Source organism: Chelatococcus sp. CO-6 (assembly GCF_001271345.1).
GTDB classification, from domain to species: Bacteria; Pseudomonadota; Alphaproteobacteria; order Rhizobiales; family Beijerinckiaceae; genus Chelatococcus_A; species Chelatococcus_A caeni.
The window spans coordinates 410,499-436,206 of sequence record NZ_CP012399.1 but is presented as its reverse complement, the minus strand read 5'-3'; the positions used below and the strand labels follow the sequence as shown (position 1 = coordinate 436,206).

Sequence of the window (25,708 nt, the reverse complement as noted above, 5' to 3'; positions counted from 1 at the left end):
GTCAGCGATCTTCAGCCGGTGACATGGGCGCCGATCAGCTCATTGACGCGGCTCGCCTTTTCCATCTGCACCATGTGCCCGGCGCCGGGGATGACCTCGGCCTTGGCGCGGCCATTGAGCGCCTCGGCATGGGCGGCCGGGATGATGCGGTCCTCCGCGCCCCAGACGACGAGGACCGGGATGTCGAGCGCGGCGAGGGAGGCGGCGACGAGCGTCTTCTGCCGCCCGTCGGCGAGGAAGGCGCCGGACAACGCCTCGAGCGCCGCCGAGACGCCGTCGAGGCGCTTGTATCTGAGGAGGTCCTCGACGAGCTGGCGGCTGACGAGGGACGGATCGGCGAAGAGCTGCTCCACCACCGGCTTCAGCTCCCGGCGGGAGGCGGCGGAGACGAAGCCGGCGATGTAGCCGGCATTGATCTCCTCCCCGAGCCCGGCCGAGCCGATCAGCGTCAGCGATCGGGCCCGCCCCGGCGCGGCATTTGCCGCGAGTGTCGACACGGCGCCGCCCATGGAATGGCCGACGAGATGGGCGCGCTCGATCGAGAGCGCGTCCATGAAGCCGAGGAGGGCGCGGGCGAGGCCCTCGACGCCCCCCTCCGGCATCGCCTTGGCCGACTGGCCGTGACCCGGCAGGTCGAGCGCATAGACCGTCGCCTTGTCCGCCAGCGCATCGATGTTGAACAGCCAGTTGTCGAGATCGCCGCCGAAGCCGTGCACGAGCACGATCGTCTCGGCGCCCTCCCCGCGCCGCGCATAGCGCAGCCGGCCGGCGGGCGTCTCGACGAATTCATAGGTCGGGCCCGCCTCCTCCTCGCCCGCCTCGTCCGCAGAGGGGGTGACGTAGCCCGCCACATAGGCGTCGATCTCCTCCTCCGGCACGTCGGCATCGGCGACGACGCCGATGAGGGCCTTGACCGGATAGACCGTGTCGACCTCGCCGATGGCGCGGCGCAGGACGCCGGCCTCGCTCGCCTCGACGACGCCGGCGATCTTGTCGGTCTCGACCTCGACGATCTCCTCGCCGACGGCGATCCTGTCGCCGAGCCGCTTCAGCCAGCCCGTGACCTTGCCCTCTTCCATGGCAAGGCCCCACTTGGGCATCACCACCGGCTTGATGCGCTGATCCGTCATGTCCTTCCCCTCAAGCTGCCATGGCGCGCGGCGCGATCTTCGACACCGCGGCGGTGATCGCATCCGCCGTCGGGATGTAGAGGTCCTCGAGCACGGGCGAGAACGGCACCGGCGTGTGCGGCGCCGTCACCATCTGCGGCGCGGCCTTGAGCGCCCCGAAGGCCTCCTGCACCACATGCGCGGCCACATCCGTCGCGATGGAGCAGCGCGGGTTCGCCTCGTCGACGACGACGAGCCGGCCGGTCGTCTCGACGCTCTCGAGGACCGTGTCCCAGTCGATCGGCGAGAGCGTCCTCAGGTCGATCACCTCGGCCTCGATGCGCTCCTTGGCGAGCCGCTCGGCCGCCTCCAGCGCCCGGTGCACGGTGAGCCCATAGCTGACGATGGTGACGTCCTTGCCCTCGCGCACCACCGCCGCCTCGCCGAAGGGGATGACATAGGCCTCCTCCGGCACGTCGGCCTCATGGCCGTAGAGGTTCTTGTGCTCGCAGAAGATGACGGGATCGTCGTCGCGGATGGCCTGGATGAGCAGGCCCTTGGCGTCATAGGCATTGGACGGGCAGACGACCTTGAGCCCCGGCACATGGGTGAAGACGGGCGTCAGCATCTGCGAATGCTGGGCGGCGGCGCGGAAGCCGGCACCGACCATGGCCCGGATGACGACGGGGGTCTTGGCCTTGCCGCCGAACATGTACTTGAACTTCGCCGCCTGGTTCAGGATCTGGTCGAAGCACACGCCCATGAAGTCGAGGAACATCAGCTCGGCCACCGGGCGCATGCCGCAGGCAGCCGCGCCGATGGCGGCGCCGATATAGGCCGATTCCGACAGGGGCGTGTCGAGCAGCCGGCCGGGATATTTGGCGTGAAGCCCCTTGGTGACGCCGAGCACGCCGCCCCAGGCATCCTCCTCGCCGGGGCTGCCGGCCCCGCCGACGATGTCCTCGCCCATGACGATGACGGCGGGGTCGCGGCGCATCTCGAGGTCGAGCGCCTCGTTGATCGCCTGTTTCATGCTGATCTTGCGGGCCATGACGGTTTCCTCCGGATGTTCTTGGTTGTCGAGCGTCAGTAGGCGACGTAGACGTCGCTCGTGAGGTCGCGTGCCGACGGCAGCGGCGCGGCCTTGGCGGAGGCCACCGCATCCTCGATGAGCGCCCCGACCTCCCGGTCGACCGCCGCGAATTCCTCGGCCGTGACGACGCCCGTCTCGCGCACGCGGGCGGCGAAGATCTTCAGGCAGTCGCGGTGCTCGCGGTTGTAGTCGTTCTCGCCCTTGGCCTTGTAGGTCTGGGCGTCGCCCTCGAAATGGCCGAAGAAGCGGACCATCTTGCATTCGAGCAGCGCCGGCCCGCCGCCCTCGCGCGCGCGGCGGATCATCTCGCCGGCCGCCTCGTAGACGGCGAAGAAGTCCGTGCCGTCCACGGTCACGCCCGGCAGGCCGAAGCCGGAGGCGCGGTCGACGTAGGAATCGACGGCGGTGGCGTAGTCGACCGAGGTCGATTCCGCATAGCCGTTGTTCTCGACCACGAAGATGACCGGCAGGTTCCACACGGCGGCGAGGTTCATGCTCTCCAGCACCATGCCCTGGTTGGAGGCGCCGTCGCCGAAGAAGGTGATGCCGACGCCGCCGTCGCCGCGGAACTTGGCCGCGAGGCCGGCGCCGCAGACGAGCGGGGCTCCGGCGCCGAGGATGCCGTTCGCCCCCATCATGCCCTTGGCGAGGTCGGCGATGTGCATGGAGCCGCCCTTGCCGCGGCAGGCGCCGGTCGCCTTGCCGTAGATCTCGGCCATCATCTCGTGGACGTCGACGCCCTTGGCGATGCAGTGGCCGTGGCCGCGGTGCGTGGAGGCGATGCGGTCGACGTCGGTCAGGTGCATCATGATGCCGGTGGCGCAGGCCTCCTCTCCCGCATAGAGGTGGACGAAACCCGGAATGTCGCCCTTGGCGAATTCGACATGCAGCCGCTCCTCGAACTCGCGGATGGTCCGCATGGTGCGGTAGGCCTTCATCAGGTCCGCCTTGTCGAGCGGGAAGGGACTGGTGGACATCGGCATTTCCTCCTTTGGTCGACCCTTGGGGTTGTCGTTGGTTCAGGCGAGAGCCGTGGCGAGCAGGGATGCCCCGGCCCTGAGCAGCCCGTGCGTCGCGGCGAATTGCATGACGGCGGGCACGTTCACGGTGCGGAAGGCATCGGCCGTGAGCGTCACCGAGACGGGCTCGCGCCCGTCGAAGAAGATCTCGCGCTCGCCGTCGAGGGCGACGGAGCCGGCCGCCAGATGCGGGTGGAAGGGGATGCCCGCCGGCATGCGCCGCCAGTCGTCGATGCCGACAGGCACGACGAGGCCGGGCGCGATCGGGGCGCTGAGGACGGTGCGCGCCGTCGCGGCGGGCGCCAGCGAAACCATCATGCCGCCCGCCTCCCCGCGCCCGACCGGCTCGATCAGCCCGGCGATGGCCGCCATGCCGATCACCTCCGGGTCGGCGAAGGTGACGAAGAGCTCGCGGAAGGTCTCGGTGCGCCACAGCGCCCTGGCGCCGATATAGCTGTCGGTGACGAAGGCGACGTCGACGAGCGCGATCTCCGCCGGCCGCTCGCCGACCGCGACGTCGAGGCGCTTGTTGGACGCGAAGGCGACCTTGGCCGGCACGCGCCCGGTGGCGGCGAGGCCGGCCGCGAGGCCGGTGACCGTCGGCTCGCGATGCTCCGGAAAGGCGTTGTTGGTGCCCGTCGAGATGCCGGCGATCGGCACCCGCCCGCATTCCTTGACGACGGCCCGGTGCGTGCCGTCGCCGCCGAGGACGACGATGGCCGCGACGCCCGCGCGGTGCATGAGGCGGGCGGCGCGCGCGCTGTCCGCCGCCGTGCCGGTGACCGGCATGTCGAGATGGGTCACGTGCGGAAAACGGCTCTCACCCTGGTTGCGCGAGCGCTCGATGCCGCGCATCACGTGCCCGCGGATGCCGCCGTGCTCCGGCATCATCACCACATGCTCGATGCCGCAGGCGGCGAGCGCGGCGAGCACGCGCAGCACGATGTTGGCGCGATCGGCGATCTGCAGGCTCGCCGCATTGGCGACGACGCGGCGGATGTCGCGTGCCGAGACCGGATTGGCGATGATGCCGACGATGGGCCCCAAGCCGTCCTCCCTTCGCTTGTCGTCTTTTGCGAAGGATGCGGCAAGGACGATGCCAATGGCGTGGTCAGCGCCAAGTCGTTGAAAACAAACAATCCGACTGTTCTCTCAGGCGGGACTGGTGAGGCGCCGGCGCCCCAGCTGTGGCGCCCCGCCTGCAACAGGTGTGGCGCCCGTCAGCTCAATTTATGCGGCGGCACGATGCCGAAGCGGCGCATGCGACGGTGGATGGTGGAGCGGTCGAGACCCCATTCCCGCGCCACCGCCGAGACGTTCCACTGCCGCGCGCGCAAGGCCTCGACGAGACGCTCCGCCCGCACCGTCTCCTCCGGTGCGGCGGCGGGGGCCGGCGATGGCGCCGGGGAATGAAGCAGCGCCTCCTCGAAGATGGTCGGCGGCAGGTCGGCAACGTCGATGACGTCGCTCGTCGCGACGGCGCGGGCATAGTCGAGGCAATTGACCAGCTCGCGGATGTTGCCGGGCCAGGAATGGGCCTTGAGGGCGTTCATGGCGGCCGGCGAGAGCCGCCGCGGCAGGGCGCCGTCGCCGCGCGCGGCGATGAGGTGCTCGATGAGCCAGACGAGATCGGCGCGCTGGCGCAGCGCCGGCAGGGCGAGCACGGCGCTGTTGAGCCGGAAGTAGAGGTCCTCGCGGAATTCGCCGGCCCGCACCAGCTCGACGAGGTCGCGGTGCGTGGCGGCGATGACGCGGATGTTGACCGGCACCGGCCGGGTGCGGCCGACGGGCGTCACCTCGCGCTCGGCGAGCACGCGCAGCAGGCGGGTCTGCAGCGCGAGCGGCATGTCGCCGATCTCGTCGAGGAAGAGCGTGCCGCCGTCGGCCTCGATGACGAGGCCCTTCTTGCCCTTGGCCGCGGCGCCCGTGAAGGCCCCCGGCTCGTGGCCGAACAACTCGCTCTCGATGAGCGCCTCGGGCAGCGCGGCGCAGTTCACGGCGACGAAGGGCCTTCCCGCCCGGGCGCTCGCGGCGTGGATGGCCTTGGCGAGATGCTCCTTGCCCGTGCCCGTCTCGCCATGGATGAGGATGCTCATCTGCGTGTTGACGAGCCGGGCGGCCCTGGCGATGACCTCCTCCATCATCGGGTCGCCGCCATGCAGCTTCTCGAGAGGCCGCGCCAGCGCCGCCTTCCGTGCCGGCGCCGGCTGCTGCGACGCGCGGGCGGGTGGCGGCAGGCTCTGCGCGAAGAGGGTCGTGCCGCTTGCCAGGAGCCGGACGGCCCGCTGGCGCGTCGGCAGTGAATGGGCGAAGAGCGGCAGGTCGTCGACCCGGCAGTCGAGATAGTCGCTGATCATCGCCCCGAGCGGGTTCGGATTGCGCATCGAGCGCAGGGCGGCCTCGCGCAGCAGGAGGCGGCGCGCGCGGTCGTTGAAGCCGATGATGCGCCCGCCTGCATCGACCGCCAGCACGAAGTCGGGATCGACGTCGGCGAATTCCTGGCTCGCCGCCAGCTTGAGGATCCACTCGCTGCGGAAATTGTTGAGGAGATTGGCGTTCTCGATCTTGTGGGCATACGACCTGACGAGCTGCAGCGCGAGGTGCTGACTCTGCTTCGGCTCCGGCGACTTGAGCGCCGAGATGTCGAGCACGCCCGCGAGCGTGCCGCCCGAGTCGAAAATGGGCGCGGCGGTGCAGGTGAGCGGGATGTGCGTCGCGTCGAAATGGTCGCTCTGGTGCACCGTCAGCGCCTCGCCGGTGGCGATGCAGGTACCGACGGCGCAGGTGCCCATATGCGTCTCGGCCCAGTCGGCGCCGAGATAGAGCCCGGCCCGGTGCAGCTGGTCGTTGAAGGTGGGATCGCCGATGAAATCGACGGTGACCCCCTTCGCGTCGGTGAGGAGGAGGACATAGCCGAGGCCCGAGACCTGGCGATAGAGCGTCTCGAGCCCCACGCGCGCGGTGTGCAGGAACTCGTCCATGGCGTCGCGGTGTTCGCGCAGCTGCGCCTGGGGCAGGATCTGCGCATCGCGCAGGACGACGGGATCGAGCTTGTGCTCGTCCACGCACCGCCGCCACGACTCCTGGATCACCGCATCGCGCGCTGTCCGCTCGCCGACGGCGACCCGCACGACCTCGTCGATATGGGCGGCCTGCTCCTGCCTCATGGCTGCGCTCCTCCCCATATGTCTTTTCGATTTTGCGTGAAGTGTCGCCCCGGACGCCGGTCCGATCAAGCCGTGACGGCACGTCCATCCCTCGACACCCCTTCGCCTTGCTTCAACCCGTTGATCATGCGTGTGAAACCGTCTCGGCCGGCTGCGCCGTCATGCCCGCGCCTGTCGCGGGCATCCACGCCGTCAAAGTATCGAGGAAGCCCCGAAAGGCGTGGATGGCAACAGCAACGCGCCTTGCGTCTCTTTGAAGTGACCCGAGTCGCACAGGCTGGACTTGGGTTGGACAAGCCCGGCCATGACGGGCGGAGAGATTGCACACTACAAATCGGACAACCGCAGCCCGGGAGAAGAAAGCGGCCTGCTCGCGAAAGCGGCAGCGGCGCAACCGGTCTGCCCAAACCGTCATCGGGATGTTATGAATAGAGCCTATGTCCGGACCTGGCTTGCAGGGCATCGCCGCACCGCGATGCACAGCTGTGCAACGGGGGCTCGATGACACTGGCGCCGTTTCTCGAGGTGAAGAAGGCGAGCGTCGCGTATGGCGCGACAACGGTGCTCGACGGCATCGACCTCGCCATTGCCAAGGGTGAGTTCGTCGCCCTGCTCGGCTCCTCGGGCTGCGGCAAGACCACCCTGCTCCGCACGATCGCCGGCTTCGTGATGCCCTCCACCGGGACCGTCGCGGTCGCCGGGCGGGACGTGACGCGCCTGCCGCCGGACAAGCGGGGCATGGCCCTCGTCTTCCAGTCCTACGCCCTGTGGCCGCACATGAGCGTGGCCCAGAACATCGGCTACGGGCTCAAGCTGCGGCGCCAGCCGGCCGAGGCGATCGCCCGGCGCGTCGCGGAGATGGAGGCGCTGCTCGGCCTCACCGGCCTGTCGCGCCGCAAGCCGGCCGAACTCTCGGGCGGCCAGCGCCAGCGCGTCGCCCTCGGCCGGGCGCTCGCCATCGATCCCGAGATCCTGCTGCTCGACGAGCCGCTGTCGAACCTCGACGCGCGCATCCGCCTCTCCGTCCGGCACGAGATCCGCGCCCTGCAGCGTCGGCTCGGCATCACCGCCGTCCACGTCACGCACGACCGCGAGGAGGCCATGGTGATGGCCGACCGCATCGTCATCCTCGACAACGGCCGCATCGCCCAGGCGGGCACGCCGGAGGAGGTCTACAACCGGCCCGTCTCGTCCTTCGTCGCCGCCTTCATGGGCGCGGAGAACCGCATCGGCCTCGTCGGGCGCGTCGTGGGCGACCGCTTCGCCATCGCGGCCGGACCGACGAACGAGGCCTGCTCCGTGCCGCTCGCGGGGCGGCCGCTCGCCGACGGGCCCATCGTCGCCCGCTTCCGCGCCGAGGCGGCCGAGCTCGTGCCGGCGGGCGACGCCGCGCACGTTCCGGAGGGCACGCTGGTTCTACCCGGCCGCATCGAGAGCGCGAGCTATCCCGGCGGCCATTGGCGCCACGCCGTCGCCGTCGGCCCCGACACCGTCCTCGTCGACGCGCCGCAGGCCTTCGCCCCGGACGCGGCCGTGAAGGTATGCGTGCCGCCTGAGGCCCTCTTCCTGTTCAGCCCGGCCGGCGCCGAACCGGCCGCAGCCGGATCCTCCCGACACAAGACAGACAAGGCCAGCGAACTGGCCGGAGCCTGACATCGGGCCCCCGCGCCCGACCATAACGGAGACCGAGCAATGAAACCGTTGTTCAATGCAGCACTCGTCCTCGGCTTCGCGGCCACTCCCGCCGCGGCAGCCGAGCTCACGGTGGTCACCGCCGGCGACCAGAACATGGTCGAGTATGTGAGCGAATATCTCGGGCCGCTGTTCGAGAAGGAGAACCCGGGCATCAAGGTGCGCGTCGTCGGCACCGGCCCCGGCGATGCCGGCTCGCAGAAGATCCTCGAGCGCTTCGAGGCGCAGGCCAAGGCCGGCAGCGCCAAGTGGGACGTCGACGTCGCCGTGGTGCACGAGAAGTTCGCCGGCCCCATGGTGGAGGCGGGCTATCTCGAGGCCTATCGCGAGAAGATCCCGAGCGGCAAGCTCGTCACCCGCGGCAATGCCGACATGGCGCTCGGCACCAAGGTGAGCGGCTATGTCATGCCGATGTTCAACAGCCAGACGGCGCTCGCCTACAATCCCAATCTCCTCGCCAATCCGCCGAAGAGCTATGCCGAGCTCGCGGAATGGGCCAAGGCGAACCCCAAGCAGTTCGGCTACAACGGCATTAAGGGCGGCGCCTCCGGCGTCAGCTTCGTCATGGGCTGGGTCTACGCCTTCGGCGAGGGCGACGCCGGCAAGCTGCAGAACGGGCCCTTCGAGGAGGCCGAGACGAAGAAGTGGGACAAGGCGCTCGCCAGCCTCAAGGACTTCACGAGCCACGCGACCCTCACCCCCGGCAACGCCGGCACGCTCGACCTCCTGAGCCGCGGCGAGATCGCCATGGGCCCGGTGTGGGTCGACATGTTCTACTCCTGGCAGGCGGACGGGCGCCTGCCGCCGGACCTCAAGCTCGTGCTGCCCGAGCCCGGCATGCCCGGCCAGCCGATGCACTACGTGGTGCCGGCGAAGAGCCCGAACAGCGAGCTCGCCGAGAAGTTCGTCGCCATGGCGACGAGCCCGAAGGTGCAGGCCGAGGGCATCGTCAAGCGCTTCAACTGGTATCCCGGCATCGACGCCCAGCACGTCCAGGCCGAGCTCGACGAGGCCACCTGGAGCAAGCTGTTCAAGGACATCACGCCGGAGGACCTCGCCAAGAACGGCAAGCCCTTCCCGATCGCGCCCTACAACAACGCGATCCTCGAGGCCTACGAGCGCCAGGTCTCGAACTGAGCGGGGCCATTGGCGCCCGGTGTCAACGGTCCCGGACGCCGCAATTCCCTTCCCCGCACGACGAGCAATCGTGATTGGTACGTGCGGCGCCAGATCCCTCCCCTTCAGGGGAGGGTGGATCGGTCTGAAGGACCGAGACGGGTGGGGTCACGGCCGGAAACGACGCGCAAATGTCGATCGCGTGCCCCCTCCGTCGCCGCATCGCGGCGCCACCTCCCCCGTGCGGGGGAGGATCCGTGCCACTCTTGCCATACACGGCCGACCTATTCCTGTGAGGGAAGAGAACTAGCAGCTCCCATCCATGATGTTCGCCGCATAACCGGACCGCCCCATGTCGAAACGCCTCCTCGGCCTCATCCTCGTCCTGCCGGCGCTGGCGACGATCACGCTGCTCTTCATCGTGCCGCTCGCGGCCTCGGTCGTCGGCGCCTTCGAGGTCGAGGGCCGCTACGGGCTCGGCAATTTCGACAAGGCCTTCGCGCTCTATAGCCAGGACATCCTGTTCACCGTCGTCATCGTCAGCCTGTCGACGGCGATCATCGGGCTCGTCGCCATCGCCATCGGCGGCTATCTCACGCTCGGCGAGAATCCGCTCGCCGTCGCCGTCCTGCGCTGGCTCTATCGCTGGCCGCTGTTCATTCCCTTCATCGTCGTCGGCCAGGTGCTGCGCACCTTCCTCGCCAAGAACGGCATGATGAACAACACGCTGGTCTCGCTCGGCGTCCTCACGCCGCTCGAGACGACGAGCTTCCTCGACTGGCGCGGCATCGTCATCGCCTTCGTCTGGAAACAGGCGCCCTTCGTGGCGCTGCTCGTCTCCGGCGCCATGGCCTCGCTCGACCGCGGCACCATCGAGGCGGCGCGCAACCTCGGCGCCTCGCGCCTGCGCATCCTCATCGAGATCGTCGTGCCGCAGGTGGCGACGACGCTCATCGTCGGGCTCGTCCTGTCCTTCGTCACCATGATGTCGGTGCTGTCGGTGCCGCTCATGATCAACGCCCAGTCGCCGACCATGATCACCGCCGACATCGCCTTCCGCCTCAACGCCTATCGCGACTACGGCGTCGCCAATGCGCTCGGCCTCATCTCGCTCCTGATCACCGCGAGCGTCGCCTGGATCTACCTCAGGCACAACGTGAGGAGCCGGGCATGACGAGCCTCGCCACGACGCCTCCGGCCGCCGGCCGCCGGCTGCCGCGGATCGACCTATGGTGGCTGCCGCGCGGGCTCGTCCTCGGCCTTCTCGCCTTCATCATCTTCGGGCCGCTCACCAATCTCGTGCTGTGGACGGTGGCGGAGCGCTGGTACTTCCCGTACGCGCTGCCCTTGGAATACGGCTTCAGCTATTGGCAGCGCGTCTTCTCGCCCCGCGGCAACGCCATGGAGTCCCTCGCGAACAGCGTCTTCGTCGCGACCCTGACGGTGATCGTGGCGCTCGCGCTCGCGGTGCCGGCGGGCTATGCGCTGGCGCGGCTCAAGCTGCCGCTGCGCAGTCTCATCCTGATCGCCTTCCTCATCCCGCAGGCGTTCCCTAACCTGCCCGTCTACGTCAACATCGCGCGGCTGTTCTACGGGCTCGGCCTCAACGGCACCATTCCCGGCGTCGTCCTCGTCCACGTCACGCATGGGCTCGTCTATGCGGTGTGGATCGCCACCGCCGCCTTCTCGGCGGTCGACCGGGAGCTGGAAGAGGCCGCCCGCTCCATCGGCGCGAGCGCGCTGCGCGCCTTCCGCGACGTCACCCTGCCGCTCGCCGCCCCGGGACTGATGGCGAGCGCCATCTTCGTCTTCCTCGAATCCCTCGACGAATTCACCGGCTCGTTCTTCGTCGGCGCGCCGGACGTCAACCTGCTGCCGCTTCTGCTCTATACGGCAGGCGCCGGCGGCAACTACCAGATCGCCTCGATCACGGCGCTGCTGCTGCTCGTGCCCTCCATCGCCTTCATGCTGGTGGTGGAGCGCTTCCTCAAGGCGGACGTGCTGTCGCGCGTCGGCCACTGACGCAAAGGCCGCAGGACCTTGGACGACACCGCCGCCCGGAGCCGAACGACCGGCAAGCCGCGCTTCGTCAGCGCCCAAGACGTGGCGCGCCGCGCCGGCGTGTCGCGCTCGGCCGTCTCGCGCGCCTTCACGCCCGGCGCCAGCATCGCGGAGGAGACGCGCGAGAAGGTGATGCAGGCGGCCGCCGAGCTCGGCTATCAGGTCAACGACCTCGCGCGCGGCCTCCTCGCCAACCGCAGCCGCCTCGTCGGCATCGTCGCGACCAAGCCCGAGGTCGGCTTCCGTGCCGATCTCACCGCCGCGCTCGCCAAGGCCCTCATCCGGCGCGGCAGCGTGCCGCTCCTCATCAACACGGGCGAGACGGAGGACGAGCTCGCCGCGGCCCAGCAGACGCTCTTCGGCCATCGCGCCGAGGCGACCATCGTCCTCTCCGGCTCGCCGCCCTCCTCCTTCGTCGATCTCGCCCGGCGCAACGGCCAGCCCCTCGTCGTCATCGGCCGCTCGGAGCCGGAGACGGACCACGTGATGGTGGACAATATCGCCGCCGCGCGCCTCGCCGCCCGGCTCTTCGCGGCCCGTGGCTTCAGGCAACTCGGCCTCGCCGGCTCGCGGTCGGCGACGCCGAGCATCGTCGAGCGCGAGCAGGCGTTCTGCGACGAGGCCGCCCGCCTCGGCGCGACGATCGCCGTCGAACGTGGGCCCGACACGGACTATGCCGGGGGCCTTGCCGCCGGCCGCGCCCTGCTCGGCGGAAAGCTCCGGCCGCGGGCGGTCTTCTGCGTCAACGACCTCGTCGCCCTCGGCGTCATGGATGCCGCGCGCAGGGATCTCGGCCTCGCCGTGCCCGGCGATGTCGCCGTGATCGGTTTCGACGACGTTCCCCAGGCCGACTGGCTCGCCTATCGGCTGACCACCTTCCGCCAGGACCCGGAGCTGATGGCCGCCCGCGCCGTCGCCGTGCTCGATCGGCGCCAGCAGGATCCGGCCGGGCCGCTCATCGCGGAGCGCATCGAGGCCCGGCTCGCGGTGCGCGACAGCTTCGTGCCAGCGGGGTGAGCGACCTACGATGCTGCCGCGCGGAGGATCCGCCGGGCGCGGGCGAGGAGCGGCGCATCGACCATGGCCCCGTCGAGCTTGACCGCCGCGCCCGAAGCCGCGGCCGCGACGACGCGCCGGGCCCAGGCGACATCGTCCTCGCTCGGCCGGAACGCGGCCCGGATGGGCGCGACCTGCCGGGGGTGAACGGCGAGCTTGCCGCCGAAGCCGAGCGCGGCCGCCCGCCGTGCATCCGCTGCGGCGCTCTCCTCGTCGAGCGCCGTGGTGACGCCGTCGACGGGCGCCGGCAGGCCCGCGAGGCGCGAGCGCAGCACGATCTCGCTGCGCGCCAGGAGCAGGGCCTCCCACGCGTGCTCGCAGCCGAGATCGAGCGCAAAGTCGAGCGACCCGAAGGCTGCCGCCGTCACGCCGGGGGCGGCGAGGAGCGACGGCAGCTGCGCCAGCCCCCGCGCGGTCTCGACCAGCGGCACGATCGCCCTTGCCTCGCCGAGGACCACACGCAGGATGGCGATATCGGCCGCCTCCTCCGCCTTGGGCAGCATGACGCCGTGGGCGGCGGACGCGGCGACGGCCGCGAGGTCGTCGTCGAACCAGCCGCTCGTCCGCCCGTTGATGCGCACCAGCACCCGGCAAGCGTCTACCGGCAGGCGGGCGAGATTGGCGCGTGCCGCCGCCTTCTCGCCCGGCGCCACCGCATCCTCCAGATCAACGATGATCGTCCCCGCGCCGCTCGCCGCCGCCTTGGCGAAGCGTTCCGGCCTGTCGGCGGGAACGAAAAGGGGTGAAAGAAGCGAGAAGTCGGCGGTCATCGTCATTGCTGAAGGGCACGATCGGCCGCGGCTCCGGCCGCGACCGAGGGTGCTCACATCTCCATCTTCATCGGCTCGGGGAAGTAGCGGAAGCCCTCGCCGTCCTTGGCCACATGGCCGACGCCCGGCCAGGCGAAGTGATAGGCGAGGATGGGGATGCGGTTCGCGGCCAGCATGGTCAGCATCTTCACCCGCGACTGCGCCGCCTGCTTGGGGTCCGTGTCATAGGCGAATTCCGTCAGCGGCTTCTTCATGAGCAGCACGGGATGGTGCGTGAGATCGCCGATGTAGCAGAGCTGCTTGCCGCCCGTGGTGATCATGAAGATGGTGTGGCCGACCGTGTGCCCCGGCGCGGCAATCGCCTGGATGCCGGGCAGGAACTCCTCCCCGTCCTTGAAGAAGACCATGCGGTCGCGATTGGGCAGGAGGTTCTTCTTCGCCGTGTCGAGGAAGACCGCGAAGTCCTTCGGCACCTTCGTCTCGTCGGTCCAGAAGTCGAAGTCGGCCTGGGCAATGTAATACTGCGCATTGGGGAAATGGCGCGTGCCGTCGTCCGCCATGCAGCCGCCGCAGTGGTCGATATGCGCATGGCTCATCACCACGGCGTCGATGTCCTTCGGGTCGATGCCGGCCTGCTTCATGGAATTGAGCAGCTTGCCCGTCGTCGGGCCGAAGAGCTTCAGGCTGCCCATGCCGGTGTCGAAGAGGACGAGCCGGTCGCCGGTGTTGAGGATGAGCACGTTCTGCTCGAGCACCGCGTTCGACAGCGGCAGGAAGTTGTCGGTGAGCTGCTGGTCCATCTCCTGCGGCGAGAGGCCGAGGAAATTGGTATGCGGATCACCGAGCGGCAGCGTGCCGTCGGAGACGATGGTCGCCTCCGCATCGCCGAACTTGAAGCGGTAATAATAGGGTGCCGGCTCGCCGATCATCGGCGCCTTGGCGAGGAGGCCGCCCGGATGCACCAGGGCGAGCGCGCCGCCCGCGGCGGCTCCCCGGACGAGCTGACGACGCGACAGCTTGAAGTCGAGACTCTTCATCGAACGTCCCTCCACTTGGCTTTTGCCCGCATCCGCTTGCAACGCCTCGGGCCCGGATGCCCGGCCCGGCACTCCACTTCGTTCCGCCCTCAGATCGTGCGTCCGCCGTCGACCTCCAGCACGACGCCGGTGACGAACTCCGCCTCGCCGGAGGCGAGGAAGAGGCAGGCATTGGCGATGTCGCGCGGCGTCGAGAGGCGCCCGAGCGGGATGGTGGCGAGGAACTTAGCCCGATTCTCCGGCGTGTCGGGCGCGCCGATGAAGGCTTCCAAGAGGCCGGTGGCGCCGAGGACCGGGGCGATGCAGTTGACGCGGATCCTGTCCGGCGCGAGTTCGACCGCCATGGACCGGGACAACAGGTTCACCGCCCCCTTGGTCGAGTTGTACCAGGTCAGCCCCGGCCGCGGCCGGATGCCGGCGGTGGAGCCGATATTGACGATGGCGCCGCCGCCGGCCGCGCGCATCAGCGGCACCACGGCCCGCGTCATGTGGAAGATCGACTTGACGTTGATGTCGTAGACGCGGTCGAACTCCTCCTCGCTCACCTCCAGCATGGGCTTGTTGCGGTGCGTCCAGCCGGCATTGTTGACGACGATGTCGATGCGTCCGCCGCCGTGCCCGGTCGTCGCCGCCACGGCCCTCTCGATGTCGGCCGCCTTCGTCACGTCGCCGGCGACCGCGCGGGCGGCGGAGCCGATGGACGCCGCCATCTTCTCCGCGCCCTCGCCGTTGAGGTCCATGATGACGACCCGGGCGCCCTCGCGGGCGAAGGTCGCGGCGATCTCGGCGCCGAAGCCCGAGGCGCCGCCCGTGACCAGCGCCGACTTGTCCTTGAGCCGCATGGTGCGTTCCTTCCCGTTCTTTTCAGTTGTGCTTGAAGACGATGGTGCGCAGCGTCGAGAAGTCGTGGAGCGCCGCGAAGCCCTTCTCGCGGCCGTGGCCCGACTTCTTCATGCCGCCGAAGGGCAGTTCGATGCCGCCGCCCGCGCCGTAGGCGTTGACATAGACCTGGCCGGCGCGGATCGCGCGGGCGACGCGCGTCGCCCGGCTGGCGTTCTCGGTCCACACCCCGGCGATGAGCCCGTAGTCGGTGCCGTTGGCGAGCGCCACCGCATCGGCCTCGTCGTCGAAAGGGATGACCGCCATCACCGGGCCGAACACCTCCTCGCGCGCCAGCGCGTTGGTGCGCGGCACGGGGCCGAAGAGCCTCGGCGCGACGAAATAGCCCTCGGCCGGCGTGCCCTCGGCGATGCGGCCCTCGGCAAGGAGGTCGATGCCGTCCGCGCCGGCGCCGTTGCAGAATTGCTCGACGCGCGCCTTCTGCCGGGCGCTGATGATCGGCCCAAGGTCGAGGTCCATCTCCGGCGTGCCGGCACGCAGGGTCGCGAAGCGCTCGACGACGGCAGCGACGATGCGGTCATAGGCCGAGCGCTCGACAAGGAGGCGCGAGCCCGCCGAGCAGGTCTGGCCGGCGTTCTGGACGATGGCGTTGACGAGGGTCGGCAGCGCCGCATCGAGGTCGACGTCGGCGAAGACGATCTGGGGCGACTTGCCGCCGAGCTCGAGCGTGCAGCCGATGTGGTTGCGCGCCGCCGCGGTCTGGATGAGCACGCCCACCTCCGGACTGCCGGTGAAAGAGATGAAGTCGATGTCCGGATGCTCCGACAGCGCGCGTCCGGCGACGCCGCCGAGGCCCGGCACGACGTTGATCGCCCCTTCCGGGAAGCCGACCTCCGCCGCCATCTCAGCCACGCGCAGCGGCGTCAGGCAGGCCTCCTCCGCCGGCTTGATGACGGTGGCATTGCCGACGGCGAGCGCCGGCGCCAGCGTGCGGCCGAACATCTGCGCCGGATAGTTCCAGGGGATGATATGGCCGGTCACCCCGTGCGGGGCGCGCTCAGTGGCGACGAAATAGCCCTTGAGGAAGGGGATCGTCTCGCCGTGGAACTTGTCGGCCGCGCCGCCGTAGAACTCGAAATAGCGCGCGAGCGCCGCGATGTCGGCCCGCGCCTGTTTCATCGGCTTGCCAGTGTCGCGCGCCTCGAGCCGGGCGAGATCCTCGGCGGCATCAAGGACGGCCTCGCCGAGGCGCGAGAGGAGCCGCCCGCGCTCGACGGCGGTGAGGCGTCCCCAGGCACCCGTCTCGTAGGCGCGGCGCGCGGCTTTGACGGCCTTGTCGATGTCCGTGGCATTGCCGGCGGCGATCTGGGCGAAGGGCTTGCCGTCGGCGGGGGCGAAGACGTCGATGGTGCCGCCGCTCTCGCACGGCTGCCATTCGTTGTCGATGAAGACGCCCTTGGCGGGCACGAGCCGGGCGGCCTCGCGCCGCTTGGCGGTGGCGGAAACGGTCATGGCGCTATCCTTCAGGCGGCGGCCCGGCGGTCGATCTCGCCGCGCTCGATGGTGATCGTGCGCTCGGCGAAATGTTTCAGCAGGGCGGGATTGGATTCGGTGATGATGAGCGAAAGCGTGCGGTCGGCGTCGCGCAGGGCGCGCAGCGCCTCGGCGTAGCGGTTGGCGAGGACGGGCGCGAGGCCCTGGAACGGCTCGTCGAGAAGCACGAGCCGCGTGCCGAGCATGAGGGCGCGCCCGAGCGCCGCCATCTTGCCCTGCCCGCCCGAGACGGAGCCGGCCGGGCGCTCGGCAAGCTGCGCAAGCTCCGGCAGGATGGCATAGACCCGGTCGAGCCGGCGCTTCGTCTCCGCCGCCGACAGCCGCGCGACGCGCGCCGGCAAGAGGATGTTCTCCACGATCGAGAAGGCGGAGAAGAGTCGCCGGTCCTCCGGCGCATAGCCGATGCCGAGGCCCGGGCGCTCGTGCGCCGGCACCGGGTCGATTGCGCGACCGTCGAGCCGGATCGAGCCCGAATAGTCGATGAGGCCCATGAGGGCGCGCAGCGTCGTCGTCTTGCCCGCGCCGTTGCGGCCGACGAAGGCGACGGTCTCGCCCTCGCGGACGCGGAAGGCGACGCGCCGCAGCACGGGCGTGCCGGCGATGGAGACCGAGATGTCGGCGAGTTCCAGCATGGCATCAGCCTCCGATCACGGTGCGCACGACCTCGGGGTCGTTGAGGACCTCCGCGGGCGGGCCCTGCCGGCTGATGGTGCCGGCGCTCCACACGGCGACGCGGTTGGCGTAGCGGGAGACCATCTCCATGTCGTGCTCGACGAAGACGGCGGTGACGGCCCGCTCCCTCAGCGCCGCAACGAGCGTGTCCATGATGGCGAACTTCTCCGAGGAGGCGACGCCCGAGGTCGGCTCGTCCATCAGCAGCACCTCCGGCTTGAGCGCGAGGGCGAGCGCGATGTCGACGAGCTTGCGCTTGCCCTCGGGCAGTTCCCCCGCCTTGCGGTCGGCGACGTCGGCGCAATCGACGAGGGCGAGCAGGTGCTCGACGTCGCCGCGCTCGGGAATGTCGGCGAGGCGCGCGAAGGGGGCGAAGCGCCGCGCCTGCGATGCGGCGGCGATCAGCATGTTCTCGCGCACGCTCTGCTCGAGGAACAGCTGCGGGATCTGGAAGGCGCGGGCGATGCCGAGGCGCGTGATGGCCCGCGGCGAGGAGCCGAGAATGTCGCGCCCCTTGAACTGCACAGTCCCGCCCTGGGGCTTCAGGTAGCCGGTGCAGATGTTGAGGAAGGTCGTCTTGCCCGCCCCGTTCGGGCCGATGATGGCGAGGTGATCGCCGGCGAAGACATCGAGCGAGACGCCGTCGGCTGCGACGACGCCACCGAAGCGGATGGCGATGTCGCGGGCGGAAATGAGCGCGCTCATCGGCCGCCTCCCATGATGCGAAGGGGCTGGGGCTCGCGCGCGGGCGCGTCCGGCGCGTCCGCCTCCTCAGGGGCGGGCTCGGCGCGGGCGGGGCCGCCCGTGAGCCGGCCCCACAGATCCGCCGCCATGCCGACGATGCCGCGCGGGGCGAAGAGGATGACGGCGAGAAGGACGATGCCGAGCGTCATCTGCCAGGTATCGCCCACATAGGCGGCGGCGGAGGAGCGGATGAACTCGTAAACGAAGGCCCCCGCGAGCGCCCCGGCGACATGGCCCGTGCCGCCGAGGATGGCGACGAAGACGAACTCGCCCGAGCGCACCCAATAGGCATAGTCGGGCGTCGCGATGCCCTGGATGGCACCGACGAGCGCACCGCCGAGGCCGGCGAGCACGGCCGAGGCCACATAGGCGACGAGGAGCACGAGGCGGGCCGAGATGCCGAGATATTCGACGCGCGTCTCGTTCGACTTGATGGCTTTCAGCGCATGGCCGAGCGGACTGTCGAGGAAGCGTGCGCCGCCATAGAGCGCAAGGGCGAGGATGGCGAGCGAGACATAGTAGAGAATGGTCTCATATTGCGCGCGCCCCATGGCCTCGCCGAGGATGGTGGGGCGCGCGATGCGCAGCCCGTCCGAGCCGCCGGTAACGTGGATGAACTTCTCCAGCATCGAGAACAGCACCATGGAGAAGGCGAGGTTCAGCATGCCGAAGAAGATGTAGCGGTAACGCACCACGAAGACGCCGACGAGAAGGCCCGCGAGAAGCGAGGCGAACGCCGCCGCGACGAGGAGCAGCACCAGTTCCCCGCCCGCCATGGCGCGGCCGACGAAGCCGATGGTGTAGGCCCCGACGGCGAAGAACATCGCGTGGCCGAAGGACACCTGGCCCGCCTGCAGGAGAAGGATGATGCCGAGCACCGGCAGCGCCTTCGCCCAGACGATGGTGAGAAAGCTGCCGGACGAGCCCGAGACGATGGGATAGGCGACGGCCACGAGCGCGGCGACGGCAAGGAGGGCGAGACGGAGGGAGCTGTTCGTCGCCATGGCTCAGATCTTCCGCGCCGTGGCTTTGCCGAAGAGGCCCTCGGGCCTCACGAGGAGGACGAGCACCATGATGAGATAGGGCATCAGCACCTCGAGCTCGGGAGCGAAGAAGACGGCGAAGGAGCGGCCGAGGCCGATGGCGAGCGCCGCGACCGCCGCGCCCTCGATCTGGCCGAGACCGGCCGTCGCCGCGACGGCGAAGGACAGCACGATCATGTCCGCCCCCATGCCAGGAAGGATCGAGGTGGTCGGCGCCGCGAGCGCGCCGCCGAGCGAGGCGAGCGTCGTGCCGATGACAAAGGTGAGGAGGAAGACGCGGCTCGCGTTGATGCCGATGGCGGTCGCCGCCTCGCGATCCTCGGTCACGGCCACGATGACGGCGCCGGCGAGCGTGCGGCGCAGGAAGAGGCGCAGCGCGAGGAGAACGGCGATGGCGACGAGCGGCAGGAACACCACCTGATAGGCCGTATAGGTGATGCCGGCGACGGCGACATTGCCGAGAAGGCGCAGCGGCTCGCTGTAGAAATAGGGCTGCACGCCCCAGATCAGGCGCTGGGCATTGTCGAGGATCATGAAGACGGCGAAGGTGACGAGCAGCTGCAGCGCCTCCTCGTGCCGGTAGATCCGCTGCAGCAGGAAACGCTCCAGCGCACCGCCGACCACGACGCCGACAGCCGCGGCCGCCACGACGAAGAGCGGATAGCTCAGCCAGGGCGACAGGCCGAGGGCCGAGAGCCCGAGGCCGAGGCTCGCCGCCGCATAGGCGCCGAGGGCATAGAAGCTGCCGTGCGCCACGTTGAGGATGCGCATGACGCCGAAGACGAGCGTCAGGCCGACGGCGACGAGGAAGACGAGGGAGCCGTAGGCGACCCCGTCGAGGACGGCGAGGATGATGATGTGTGACATCGGACCCGCTGCACCAGGAATGCTGCGCCAGGAATGACGGACGGCCGGACGCCCGGGGCACACGGCCCCGGGCGCAAGAAGTCACTTACCGTGCTTGTATTCCTTGGCTGGCGTCTCGATGAAGCCGGCGCCGAGGCCCTCGATCCATTCGAGCGACTTGCCGCCGGACGGGGCCATGATGGCCTCGGCATCGAAGATCATCATGTCGTCGATGATGGGGAACGGATGATCGCCGGTGGTGCGGGTGACGCCGATGAGCTGCGCCTCGAGCCCCTGGTTGTCGGGCCGGATGGTGATGGGCCGGCCGTAGCCGCGGAACTTCAGGCCGTCCATGGCGTCGACCACCTTCTCCTTGTCCGGGAAGGCGCCGCCGTTCGCCGCCGCAGCCTTGTCATAGGCGGCTTCGAGCGCCGCGAAGGCCTGGGCCATGTGGAAGGCGGGATAGATCGGATAGGCGCCGGTCCGCTGCTTGAACTCCTCGACGAAGCTCTTGAAATCGGCGTCGTCCTTGTACTCCGGATGCAGGAAGTAGTGATCGCCGCGGGCGCCGACGATGACACCGTCCGGCAGCTCGCCGGCGAGGCGCTGCAGCGAGGATTCGGCGAGCGGCAGCACGAAGGTCGACATGCGGAAGAGGCCGCGCTGGTTCGCCTGCCGCACCAGGGTGTCGAGGTCGCCGCCCCAGGAGGTGGAGAGGATGACGTCCGGGCGGGCGGCGAGCAGCCGCGAGATCTCGGCCGAGAAATCCGGCGCGCCGAGCTTCGGGAAGAGCTCCGCCACCACCTGAACATCCGGCTTCAGCTTCTTGAGCGCGGCCGAGAAGAGCTGCCAGCTGTCGCGGCCCCAGGCGTAGTCCTGGTTGACGACGGCGATGGTCTTGAAATCGGGCTTCGTCTTGAGGAGATAGAGCAGCGCCGCCATCATCTCCGGCGTCGCATTGGCCTGGGTGCGGTAGTTGTAGCGGTGCTCGCCCTCCTCGAAGATGCGCTGCGTGCCGCAGTCCCACATCAGGTTGAGCACCTTGAGGTCCTCGGCGAGCGGCGTGAGGTTGACGCAGTTGCCGGAGGAGATCGCCGCCATGGTGACGTCGACCTTCTCGCTCTCGACGAGGCGGCGGTATTCGGCCGTCAGCGTCTCGGCGCCGGCACCCTCGTCGATGAAATAGAGCTTCAGCGGCACGCCCTGGATGCCGCCCTTCTTGTTGATGCGCTCGGCCAGCATCTCGGCCGCCTGCTTGCCCGGCACGCCGAAGACCGAAGCCGCGCCCGAGGTGAAGGTGGTGATGCCGACCTTGATCTCGGCCGGCTTCTGCTGCGCCATCGCCGGCGCAGACAGGATGAGCGACAGTCCGAGCCCGGCCGCCAATGCGGCCAGCTTTCCGCCATGCTTCACGGCTGATCCTCCCTGATGATGATGTCGGCCTCTTCCGGGCCTGAATTCGACATCGAAGACGCTCGGGGAGTTTTGCCTGCAAAGCAAAGACAGAGTTGCTTTGGCCGGTATAAGCAAATGTTCTTGGTGGCCTCGTGATGGCCGGCAGGTGGAAGGCGAGCTTATAGCCCGGATATTGCTTCTGTATTGGCACCTCTCGCCTAGGGCGGCGCAGGATGGACGACAAATGCTCGGGGAGGACATATGCCGAGGCCGTTGAGCGGACTTCTGGTCGTGACGCTGGAACAGGCGGTTGCGGCGCCCTATGCCTCGTGCCGGCTCGCCGATGCCGGGGCGCGCGTCATCAAGCTGGAGCGGGCCGAGGGCGACTTCTCCCGCGGCTACGACCGCTTCGCCAAGGGCTCCTCCTCCTATTTCGTCTGGCTCAACCGCGGCAAGCAGTCCTGCCGCGTCGACCTGCGCAACCCGCAGGATCTCGCCCTGGTGCAGGCGATGATCGCGGAGGCCGACGTCTTCATCCAGAACCTCGCACCCGGCGCCACGGACCGCCTCGGCATCGGCAGCGAGGCGCTGCGCCGCGAGCATCCGCGGCTCATCACCTGCGACATCTCGGGCTATGGCGACAGCGGCCCCATGCGCGAGCGCAAGGCCTACGACCTGCTCGTGCAGGCCGAGAGCGGGCTCGCCGCGATCACCGGCACGCCCGACGGGCCATCGCGCGTCGGCGTCTCGGTCTGCGACATCGCCACCGGCATGCATGCCTATGAGGCGATCCTCGAGGCGCTCATCGCCCGCTCGCAGACCGGCCGCGGGACGGGGGTCAAGGTCTCGCTGTTCCACTCCATGATGGACTGGATGAACGTGCCGTGGATCTCCCATGCCTACGGCGGCAAGACGCCCCGGCGCATCGGCCTCGCCCATCCGTCCATCGCCCCCTACGGCATCTTCACCTGCGCGGATGGCGCCTCCTTCCTCATCTCCATCCAGAACGAGCCGGAGTGGCGGATGTTCTGCGCCGACGTGCTGGAGCGGCCGGAGCTGATGGAAGATTCCCGTTTCCGCACCAACAACGATCGCGTGGACAACCGGGTCGCAACCGATGCGGCCGTGCAGGAGGCCCTCGGCCGTCTTCGCCGCGAGACGGTGGTGGAGCGGCTTGAGCAAGCGCGGATCGCCTACGGGCGCCTGTCGGAGGTGGCCGACATCGGCGAACATCCGCAGGCGCGTTTCATCACGGTCGATTCCCCCGGAGGTGCGCTGCGCATCTTCTCGCCCGCCGCCACCTTCACCGACGGCGAGCGCAGCTACGGGCCCGTGCCGGCCCTCGGCAGCCACGACGAGGCGCTGCGCCGCGAGTTCGGCACCGCCGCGGCGGAATGATCAGGAGGCCTCGGCGAGGCTCGCGTCCCAGGTGCCCTCGATGACGAGCTGGCGCAGGATGTCGTGACAGAGCGCCTCGATGGCGACGGCGGCGGCCGGCAGCGGCCGGTCGGACGCCGTGGCGACGAAGACCTTGCGCCGTATCTGCGGCCGCGCCAGCGGCCAGGCGCGCAGGCGTCCGGCCGCGCATTCGGCCTTGATGGCCATGGCCGGCAGGATCGAGAAGCCGTAGCCCGATTCGACCAGCGTCTTGATGGGCGCGTAGGAATCGATCTCCGTATCGGCATTGAGCGCGGCCCCGCACTCGACCGCCGCCACCTCGTCGAGCAGGTCGCGCAGGCCGTGGCCGGGGCTCGGCACGACCAGCGGCAGGGCGATCGCCCGCGCGTAGTCGATGGGATCGCGGAACGGCCGGGCATCGTCGAGTGTCGCATCGGCCGGGCCGAACAGCAGCAGCTCCTCCGACAGCACATGCGAGAGCTTCAGGCCGCGCCCGTCGATGCCGCGGTAGAGCACCGCGATGTCGATCTTGCCCTCGCGCAGCCAGTCGAGGATGAAGCCGCTCATCGCTTCCGCCACTCGCAGCTTGATGCGGGGATAGCGCTTCGCCGTCTCCTTGATGAGCCGGGCGCTCAGGACCTGGCTCACCGTGCCCGGCACGCCGAAGCGCACCTCGCCCGAGGGCGCGACGCTGTCGCCGCGCACCTGGTCCGGCAGGGCATCGAAGGCCTCGAGAAGATGCCTCGCCTGGGCCACGAGCCGCTCGCCCGCCTCGGTCAGCTGCACGCCGCGCGAGGTGCGGAAGAGCAGCTCGGTCTTGAGGTCGAGCTCCATGTTGCGCACGTGCTGGCTGAGCGCCGGCTGGGCGACATGCACGCGCTCGGCCGCGCGGGAGAGCGAGCCCTCCTCGGCGATGGCCACGAAATAGCGCAGATGACGGATGTCCATGGTGGCGACGATATAGCACAATCTTATCGGCGCCAGCTCCAAAATATCTTTGCAATATGCCCCATCGCCCCGCACGGTCGCGCTGCAGCATGAGGGAGCCGACCCGGCCATGAACGCGAGACCGTCCGGCATGCAGGAAGACATGGATCTCGAACCCGTCCGTGCGACGACGCGGGCGCTCTGTGCGAAATTTCCCGGCGAGTACTGGCGCCGGCTCGACCGCGAGCGCGCCTATCCGACCGAATTCGTCACCGCCATGGCCGAAGCCGGCCTGCTGGCGGCCCTGATCCCGGAGGAATACGGCGGCAGTGGCCTCCCGCTCGCCGCCGCCGCGGCGATCCTCGAGGAGGTGCACGCGAGCGGCGCCAACGGCGGCGCCTGCCATGCGCAGATGTACACCATGGGCACCCTGCTCCGGCACGGCAGCGAGGCGCAGAAGAAGCGATACCTGCCGAAGATCGCGAGCGGCGAGCTGCGACTGCAGGCCTTCGGCGTGACCGAGCCCGGCGCCGGCACGGACACGCTCTCCATCACGACGACGGCCGAGCGGCGCGGCGACACCTATGTGGTGCGCGGCCAGAAGGTGTGGACGAGCCGCGCCGAGCATTCCGACCTCATGATCCTGCTCGCCCGCACGGCGCCGAAGGGCTCGCTGCCGTCGCGCACGGACGGGCTGTCGGTCTTCCTCGTCGACATGAAGGCGGCGCCCCCCGGCCGGCTGCGCATCAGCCCGATCCCCACCATGATCAACCACGCCACGACCGAGGTGTTCTTCGACGAGCTCGAGATCCCGGCGGACGCGCTCATCGGCGAGGAGCACAAGGGCTTCCGCTACATCCTCGACGGCATGAACGCCGAGCGCATCCTGATCGCCGCCGAATGCGTGGGCGACGCCCGCTGGTTCATCGAGAAGGCCACCCACTACGCCAGCGAGCGCAAGGTCTTCGGCCGGCCCATCGGCCAGAACCAGGGCATCCAGTTCCCCATCGCCCGCAACTATGTCGAGCTGCACGCCGCGCGCCTCGCCGTCGCCCACGCCATCGGGCTCTACGACAGCGGCCAGCCCTGCGGAGCGGAGGCGAACATGGCCAAGCTCCTCGCCTCGGAGGCCTCGTGGCACGCGGCCGACACCTGCCTGCAGACGCACGGCGGATTCGGCTTCGCCGAGGAATACGACGTCGAGCGCAAGTTCCGCGAGACGCGGCTCTACCAGGTGGCGCCGATCTCGACCAACCTCATCCTGTCGCACGTGGCCGAGAAGGTGCTCGGCCTGCCGCGCTCCTTCTGAGGCCATCATGAGCGACTGGAACGCCTGGCTCGGCCGCAGCGAGCGGCGCAGCGACGACATCGTCCACAGCCCGGCCGTGCGCCTCGCGGCGACGCTCGGCGACCTGACCACCTCCTATCATCCCGACACGGCGACCCTGCCGCCGCTGTGGCACTGGCTCTACTTCCTCGACGCGACGCCCCGCGCCGACATCGGGCCGGACGGCCATGCCGCCAAGGGGGGCTTCCTGCCGCCGATCCCCCTGCCCCGGCGCATGTATGCCGGCGGGCGCTTCACCTTCCCCGCCAGGCTCGCCTTCGGCGCGGCGGCCGAGCGGGTCTCGACGGTCGCCTCGCTCGCCGAGAAGACGGGCCGCACCGGCGCGCTCGCCTTCGTCACCGTACGCCACGAGGTGAGCCAGGGCGGCGTCCTCGCCGTCACCGAGGAGCACGACATCGTCTATCGCGAGGCCGCCCAGCCCGGCGCGCCGCCCGCCCCTGCGTCGCGGGCAGAGCGCCCGGTCGAGGCCGAAGAGACCGTCACGCCGGACGAGGTGATGCTGTTCCGCTTCTCGGCGCTGACCTTCAACGGCCACCGCATCCACTACGACCACCCCTATGTCACCGGCGTCGAGGGCTATCCCGGCCTCATCGTGCACGGGCCGCTGATCGCCATGCTGCTGTTCGAGTACGCCCGGCGCTCGCAAGGCGGGCGCGACGTCGCCGCTTTCAGCTTCCGCGCCGCCTCGCCGCTCTTCTGCGGCACGCCACTGCGCCTCGTGCGGACTGCCGGACCGGAGGCCGCGCCCGTCTTCGAGGCACGCGCCGAGGACGAGCGGCTGGTGATGACGGCGACCGTGACCTTCGCCTGACGAACGCGCA

At 69.6% G+C, this 25,708-nt stretch carries 23 protein-coding genes; 8 read left to right on the top strand and 15 right to left on the bottom strand.

What is annotated here, in order from left to right; all coding sequences use genetic code 11:
• Positions 1 to 11: 11 nt before the first annotated feature.
• The 5 genes from AL346_RS22540 to AL346_RS22520 form a co-directional block, all read right to left on the bottom strand.
• Entirely contained in the window at positions 12 to 1,130 is a 1,119-nt protein-coding gene (locus tag AL346_RS22540; protein WP_019400168.1) for an acetoin dehydrogenase dihydrolipoyllysine-residue acetyltransferase subunit, read from the bottom strand.
• 10 nt (positions 1,131 to 1,140) lie between these two features.
• Positions 1,141 to 2,160: an alpha-ketoacid dehydrogenase subunit beta gene (locus AL346_RS22535; protein WP_053194155.1), complete on the bottom strand. Its 1,020-nt coding sequence runs from the start codon at positions 2,158 to 2,160 to the stop codon at positions 1,141 to 1,143.
• Positions 2,161 to 2,195: 35 nt separating this feature from the next.
• Positions 2,196 to 3,179: a thiamine pyrophosphate-dependent dehydrogenase E1 component subunit alpha gene (locus AL346_RS22530; RefSeq protein ID WP_019400166.1), complete on the bottom strand. Its 984-nt coding sequence runs from the start codon at positions 3,177 to 3,179 to the stop codon at positions 2,196 to 2,198.
• Positions 3,180 to 3,221: 42 nt separating this feature from the next.
• Entirely contained in the window at positions 3,222 to 4,268 is a 1,047-nt protein-coding gene (locus AL346_RS22525; protein WP_019400165.1) for an ATP-NAD kinase family protein, read from the bottom strand.
• Positions 4,269 to 4,441: 173 nt separating this feature from the next.
• A complete protein-coding gene (locus AL346_RS22520) occupies positions 4,442 to 6,388 on the bottom strand; it encodes a sigma-54-dependent Fis family transcriptional regulator (protein ID WP_019400164.1) in 1,947 nt (648 codons plus the stop codon).
• A gap of 501 nt (positions 6,389 to 6,889) precedes the next feature.
• Here AL346_RS22520 and AL346_RS22515 point away from each other — a divergent pair.
• From AL346_RS22515 to AL346_RS22495, 5 genes are all read left to right on the top strand, one after another.
• Positions 6,890 to 8,041, top strand: coding sequence for an ABC transporter ATP-binding protein (locus tag AL346_RS22515; protein WP_019400163.1), 1,152 nt, complete (start codon positions 6,890 to 6,892; stop codon positions 8,039 to 8,041).
• A 39-nt stretch (positions 8,042 to 8,080) separates the two neighbouring features.
• Positions 8,081 to 9,217 (top strand): extracellular solute-binding protein, encoded by a 1,137-nt coding sequence (locus AL346_RS22510; RefSeq protein ID WP_026014770.1) that lies wholly within the window; start codon positions 8,081 to 8,083, stop codon positions 9,215 to 9,217.
• A 331-nt stretch (positions 9,218 to 9,548) separates the two neighbouring features.
• A complete protein-coding gene (locus AL346_RS22505; RefSeq protein WP_019403327.1) occupies positions 9,549 to 10,370 on the top strand; it encodes an ABC transporter permease in 822 nt (273 codons plus the stop codon).
• The gene (locus AL346_RS22500; protein WP_019403328.1) at positions 10,367 to 11,218 is read left to right on the top strand and encodes an ABC transporter permease; all 852 of its coding nucleotides are present in this window, start codon (positions 10,367 to 10,369) and stop codon (positions 11,216 to 11,218) included. Before AL346_RS22505 ends, AL346_RS22500 begins: the two co-directional genes overlap by 4 nt.
• Before the next feature lie 18 nt (positions 11,219 to 11,236).
• Positions 11,237 to 12,274, top strand: coding sequence for a LacI family DNA-binding transcriptional regulator (locus AL346_RS22495; protein ID WP_019403329.1), 1,038 nt, complete (start codon positions 11,237 to 11,239; stop codon positions 12,272 to 12,274).
• Positions 12,275 to 12,279: 5 nt separating this feature from the next.
• Here AL346_RS22495 and AL346_RS22490 read toward each other — a convergent pair whose 3' ends face one another.
• The 9 genes from AL346_RS22490 to AL346_RS22450 form a co-directional block, all read right to left on the bottom strand.
• On the bottom strand, positions 12,280 to 13,089 hold the full coding sequence (locus AL346_RS22490; protein WP_019403330.1) for an aldolase/citrate lyase family protein: 810 nt from the start codon (positions 13,087 to 13,089) through the stop codon (positions 12,280 to 12,282).
• A gap of 47 nt (positions 13,090 to 13,136) precedes the next feature.
• Entirely contained in the window at positions 13,137 to 14,120 is a 984-nt protein-coding gene (locus AL346_RS22485) for an MBL fold metallo-hydrolase (protein ID WP_019403331.1), read from the bottom strand.
• Positions 14,121 to 14,209: 89 nt separating this feature from the next.
• The gene (locus tag AL346_RS22480; protein ID WP_019403332.1) at positions 14,210 to 14,962 is read right to left on the bottom strand and encodes a glucose 1-dehydrogenase; all 753 of its coding nucleotides are present in this window, start codon (positions 14,960 to 14,962) and stop codon (positions 14,210 to 14,212) included.
• Between the two features lie 22 nt (positions 14,963 to 14,984).
• Entirely contained in the window at positions 14,985 to 16,472 is a 1,488-nt protein-coding gene (locus AL346_RS22475; RefSeq protein ID WP_019403333.1) for an aldehyde dehydrogenase family protein, read from the bottom strand.
• A gap of 11 nt (positions 16,473 to 16,483) precedes the next feature.
• Positions 16,484 to 17,146 carry an ABC transporter ATP-binding protein gene (locus AL346_RS22470; protein ID WP_019403334.1) on the bottom strand — a complete coding sequence of 221 codons (663 nt, stop codon included), beginning with the start codon at positions 17,144 to 17,146 and terminating at the stop codon, positions 16,484 to 16,486.
• 4 nt (positions 17,147 to 17,150) lie between these two features.
• Positions 17,151 to 17,891: an ABC transporter ATP-binding protein gene (locus tag AL346_RS22465; RefSeq protein ID WP_019403335.1), complete on the bottom strand. Its 741-nt coding sequence runs from the start codon at positions 17,889 to 17,891 to the stop codon at positions 17,151 to 17,153.
• Positions 17,888 to 18,934: a branched-chain amino acid ABC transporter permease gene (locus AL346_RS22460; protein ID WP_019403336.1), complete on the bottom strand. Its 1,047-nt coding sequence runs from the start codon at positions 18,932 to 18,934 to the stop codon at positions 17,888 to 17,890. The genes AL346_RS22465 and AL346_RS22460 overlap by 4 nt, the downstream gene beginning before the upstream one ends.
• A 3-nt stretch (positions 18,935 to 18,937) precedes the next feature.
• Positions 18,938 to 19,840 (bottom strand): branched-chain amino acid ABC transporter permease, encoded by a 903-nt coding sequence (locus AL346_RS22455; protein WP_019403337.1) that lies wholly within the window; start codon positions 19,838 to 19,840, stop codon positions 18,938 to 18,940.
• Positions 19,841 to 19,921: 81 nt separating this feature from the next.
• Positions 19,922 to 21,160, bottom strand: coding sequence for an ABC transporter substrate-binding protein (locus AL346_RS22450; protein WP_156332951.1), 1,239 nt, complete (start codon positions 21,158 to 21,160; stop codon positions 19,922 to 19,924).
• Between the two features lie 315 nt (positions 21,161 to 21,475).
• On the opposite strand from AL346_RS22450, the gene AL346_RS22445 reads away from it, so the two are divergent.
• Positions 21,476 to 22,612 (top strand): CaiB/BaiF CoA-transferase family protein, encoded by a 1,137-nt coding sequence (locus tag AL346_RS22445; RefSeq protein WP_019403339.1) that lies wholly within the window; start codon positions 21,476 to 21,478, stop codon positions 22,610 to 22,612.
• Here the strand turns inward: AL346_RS22445 and AL346_RS22440 are convergent, their stop codons facing one another.
• A complete protein-coding gene (locus AL346_RS22440) occupies positions 22,613 to 23,581 on the bottom strand; it encodes a LysR family transcriptional regulator (RefSeq protein WP_019403340.1) in 969 nt (322 codons plus the stop codon).
• 109 nt (positions 23,582 to 23,690) lie between these two features.
• On the opposite strand from AL346_RS22440, the gene AL346_RS22435 reads away from it, so the two are divergent.
• Positions 23,691 to 24,848, top strand: coding sequence for an acyl-CoA dehydrogenase family protein (locus AL346_RS22435; protein ID WP_019403341.1), 1,158 nt, complete (start codon positions 23,691 to 23,693; stop codon positions 24,846 to 24,848).
• Positions 24,849 to 24,855: 7 nt separating this feature from the next.
• The gene (locus AL346_RS22430) at positions 24,856 to 25,698 is read left to right on the top strand and encodes a MaoC family dehydratase N-terminal domain-containing protein (protein WP_019403342.1); all 843 of its coding nucleotides are present in this window, start codon (positions 24,856 to 24,858) and stop codon (positions 25,696 to 25,698) included.
• The last annotated feature ends 10 nt before the right edge of the window (positions 25,699 to 25,708 follow it).

Coding starts and splice junctions, on each gene's coding strand:
- AL346_RS22470 (WP_019403334.1), bottom strand. CDS start 17,146: ATGCTGGAACTCGCCGACATCTCGGTCTCCATCGCCGGCACGCCCGTG.
- AL346_RS22500 (WP_019403328.1), top strand. CDS start 10,367: ATGACGAGCCTCGCCACGACGCCTCCGGCCGCCGGCCGCCGGCTGCCG.
- AL346_RS22535 (WP_053194155.1), bottom strand. CDS start 2,160: ATGGCCCGCAAGATCAGCATGAAACAGGCGATCAACGAGGCGCTCGAC.
- AL346_RS22510 (WP_026014770.1), top strand. CDS start 8,081: ATGAAACCGTTGTTCAATGCAGCACTCGTCCTCGGCTTCGCGGCCACT.
- AL346_RS22530 (WP_019400166.1), bottom strand. CDS start 3,179: ATGTCCACCAGTCCCTTCCCGCTCGACAAGGCGGACCTGATGAAGGCC.
- AL346_RS22430 (WP_019403342.1), top strand. CDS start 24,856: ATGAGCGACTGGAACGCCTGGCTCGGCCGCAGCGAGCGGCGCAGCGAC.
- AL346_RS22450 (WP_156332951.1), bottom strand. CDS start 21,160: ATGGCGCAGCAGAAGCCGGCCGAGATCAAGGTCGGCATCACCACCTTC.
- AL346_RS22480 (WP_019403332.1), bottom strand. CDS start 14,962: ATGCGGCTCAAGGACAAGTCGGCGCTGGTCACGGGCGGCGCCTCGGGC.
- AL346_RS22435 (WP_019403341.1), top strand. CDS start 23,691: ATGCAGGAAGACATGGATCTCGAACCCGTCCGTGCGACGACGCGGGCG.
- AL346_RS22490 (WP_019403330.1), bottom strand. CDS start 13,089: ATGACGATGACCGCCGACTTCTCGCTTCTTTCACCCCTTTTCGTTCCC.
- AL346_RS22445 (WP_019403339.1), top strand. CDS start 21,476: ATGCCGAGGCCGTTGAGCGGACTTCTGGTCGTGACGCTGGAACAGGCG.
- AL346_RS22465 (WP_019403335.1), bottom strand. CDS start 17,891: ATGAGCGCGCTCATTTCCGCCCGCGACATCGCCATCCGCTTCGGTGGC.
- AL346_RS22455 (WP_019403337.1), bottom strand. CDS start 19,840: ATGTCACACATCATCATCCTCGCCGTCCTCGACGGGGTCGCCTACGGC.
- AL346_RS22540 (WP_019400168.1), bottom strand. CDS start 1,130: ATGACGGATCAGCGCATCAAGCCGGTGGTGATGCCCAAGTGGGGCCTT.
- AL346_RS22505 (WP_019403327.1), top strand. CDS start 9,549: ATGTCGAAACGCCTCCTCGGCCTCATCCTCGTCCTGCCGGCGCTGGCG.
- AL346_RS22520 (WP_019400164.1), bottom strand. CDS start 6,388: ATGAGGCAGGAGCAGGCCGCCCATATCGACGAGGTCGTGCGGGTCGCC.
- AL346_RS22515 (WP_019400163.1), top strand. CDS start 6,890: ATGACACTGGCGCCGTTTCTCGAGGTGAAGAAGGCGAGCGTCGCGTAT.
- AL346_RS22460 (WP_019403336.1), bottom strand. CDS start 18,934: ATGGCGACGAACAGCTCCCTCCGTCTCGCCCTCCTTGCCGTCGCCGCG.
- AL346_RS22485 (WP_019403331.1), bottom strand. CDS start 14,120: ATGAAGAGTCTCGACTTCAAGCTGTCGCGTCGTCAGCTCGTCCGGGGA.
- AL346_RS22475 (WP_019403333.1), bottom strand. CDS start 16,472: ATGACCGTTTCCGCCACCGCCAAGCGGCGCGAGGCCGCCCGGCTCGTG.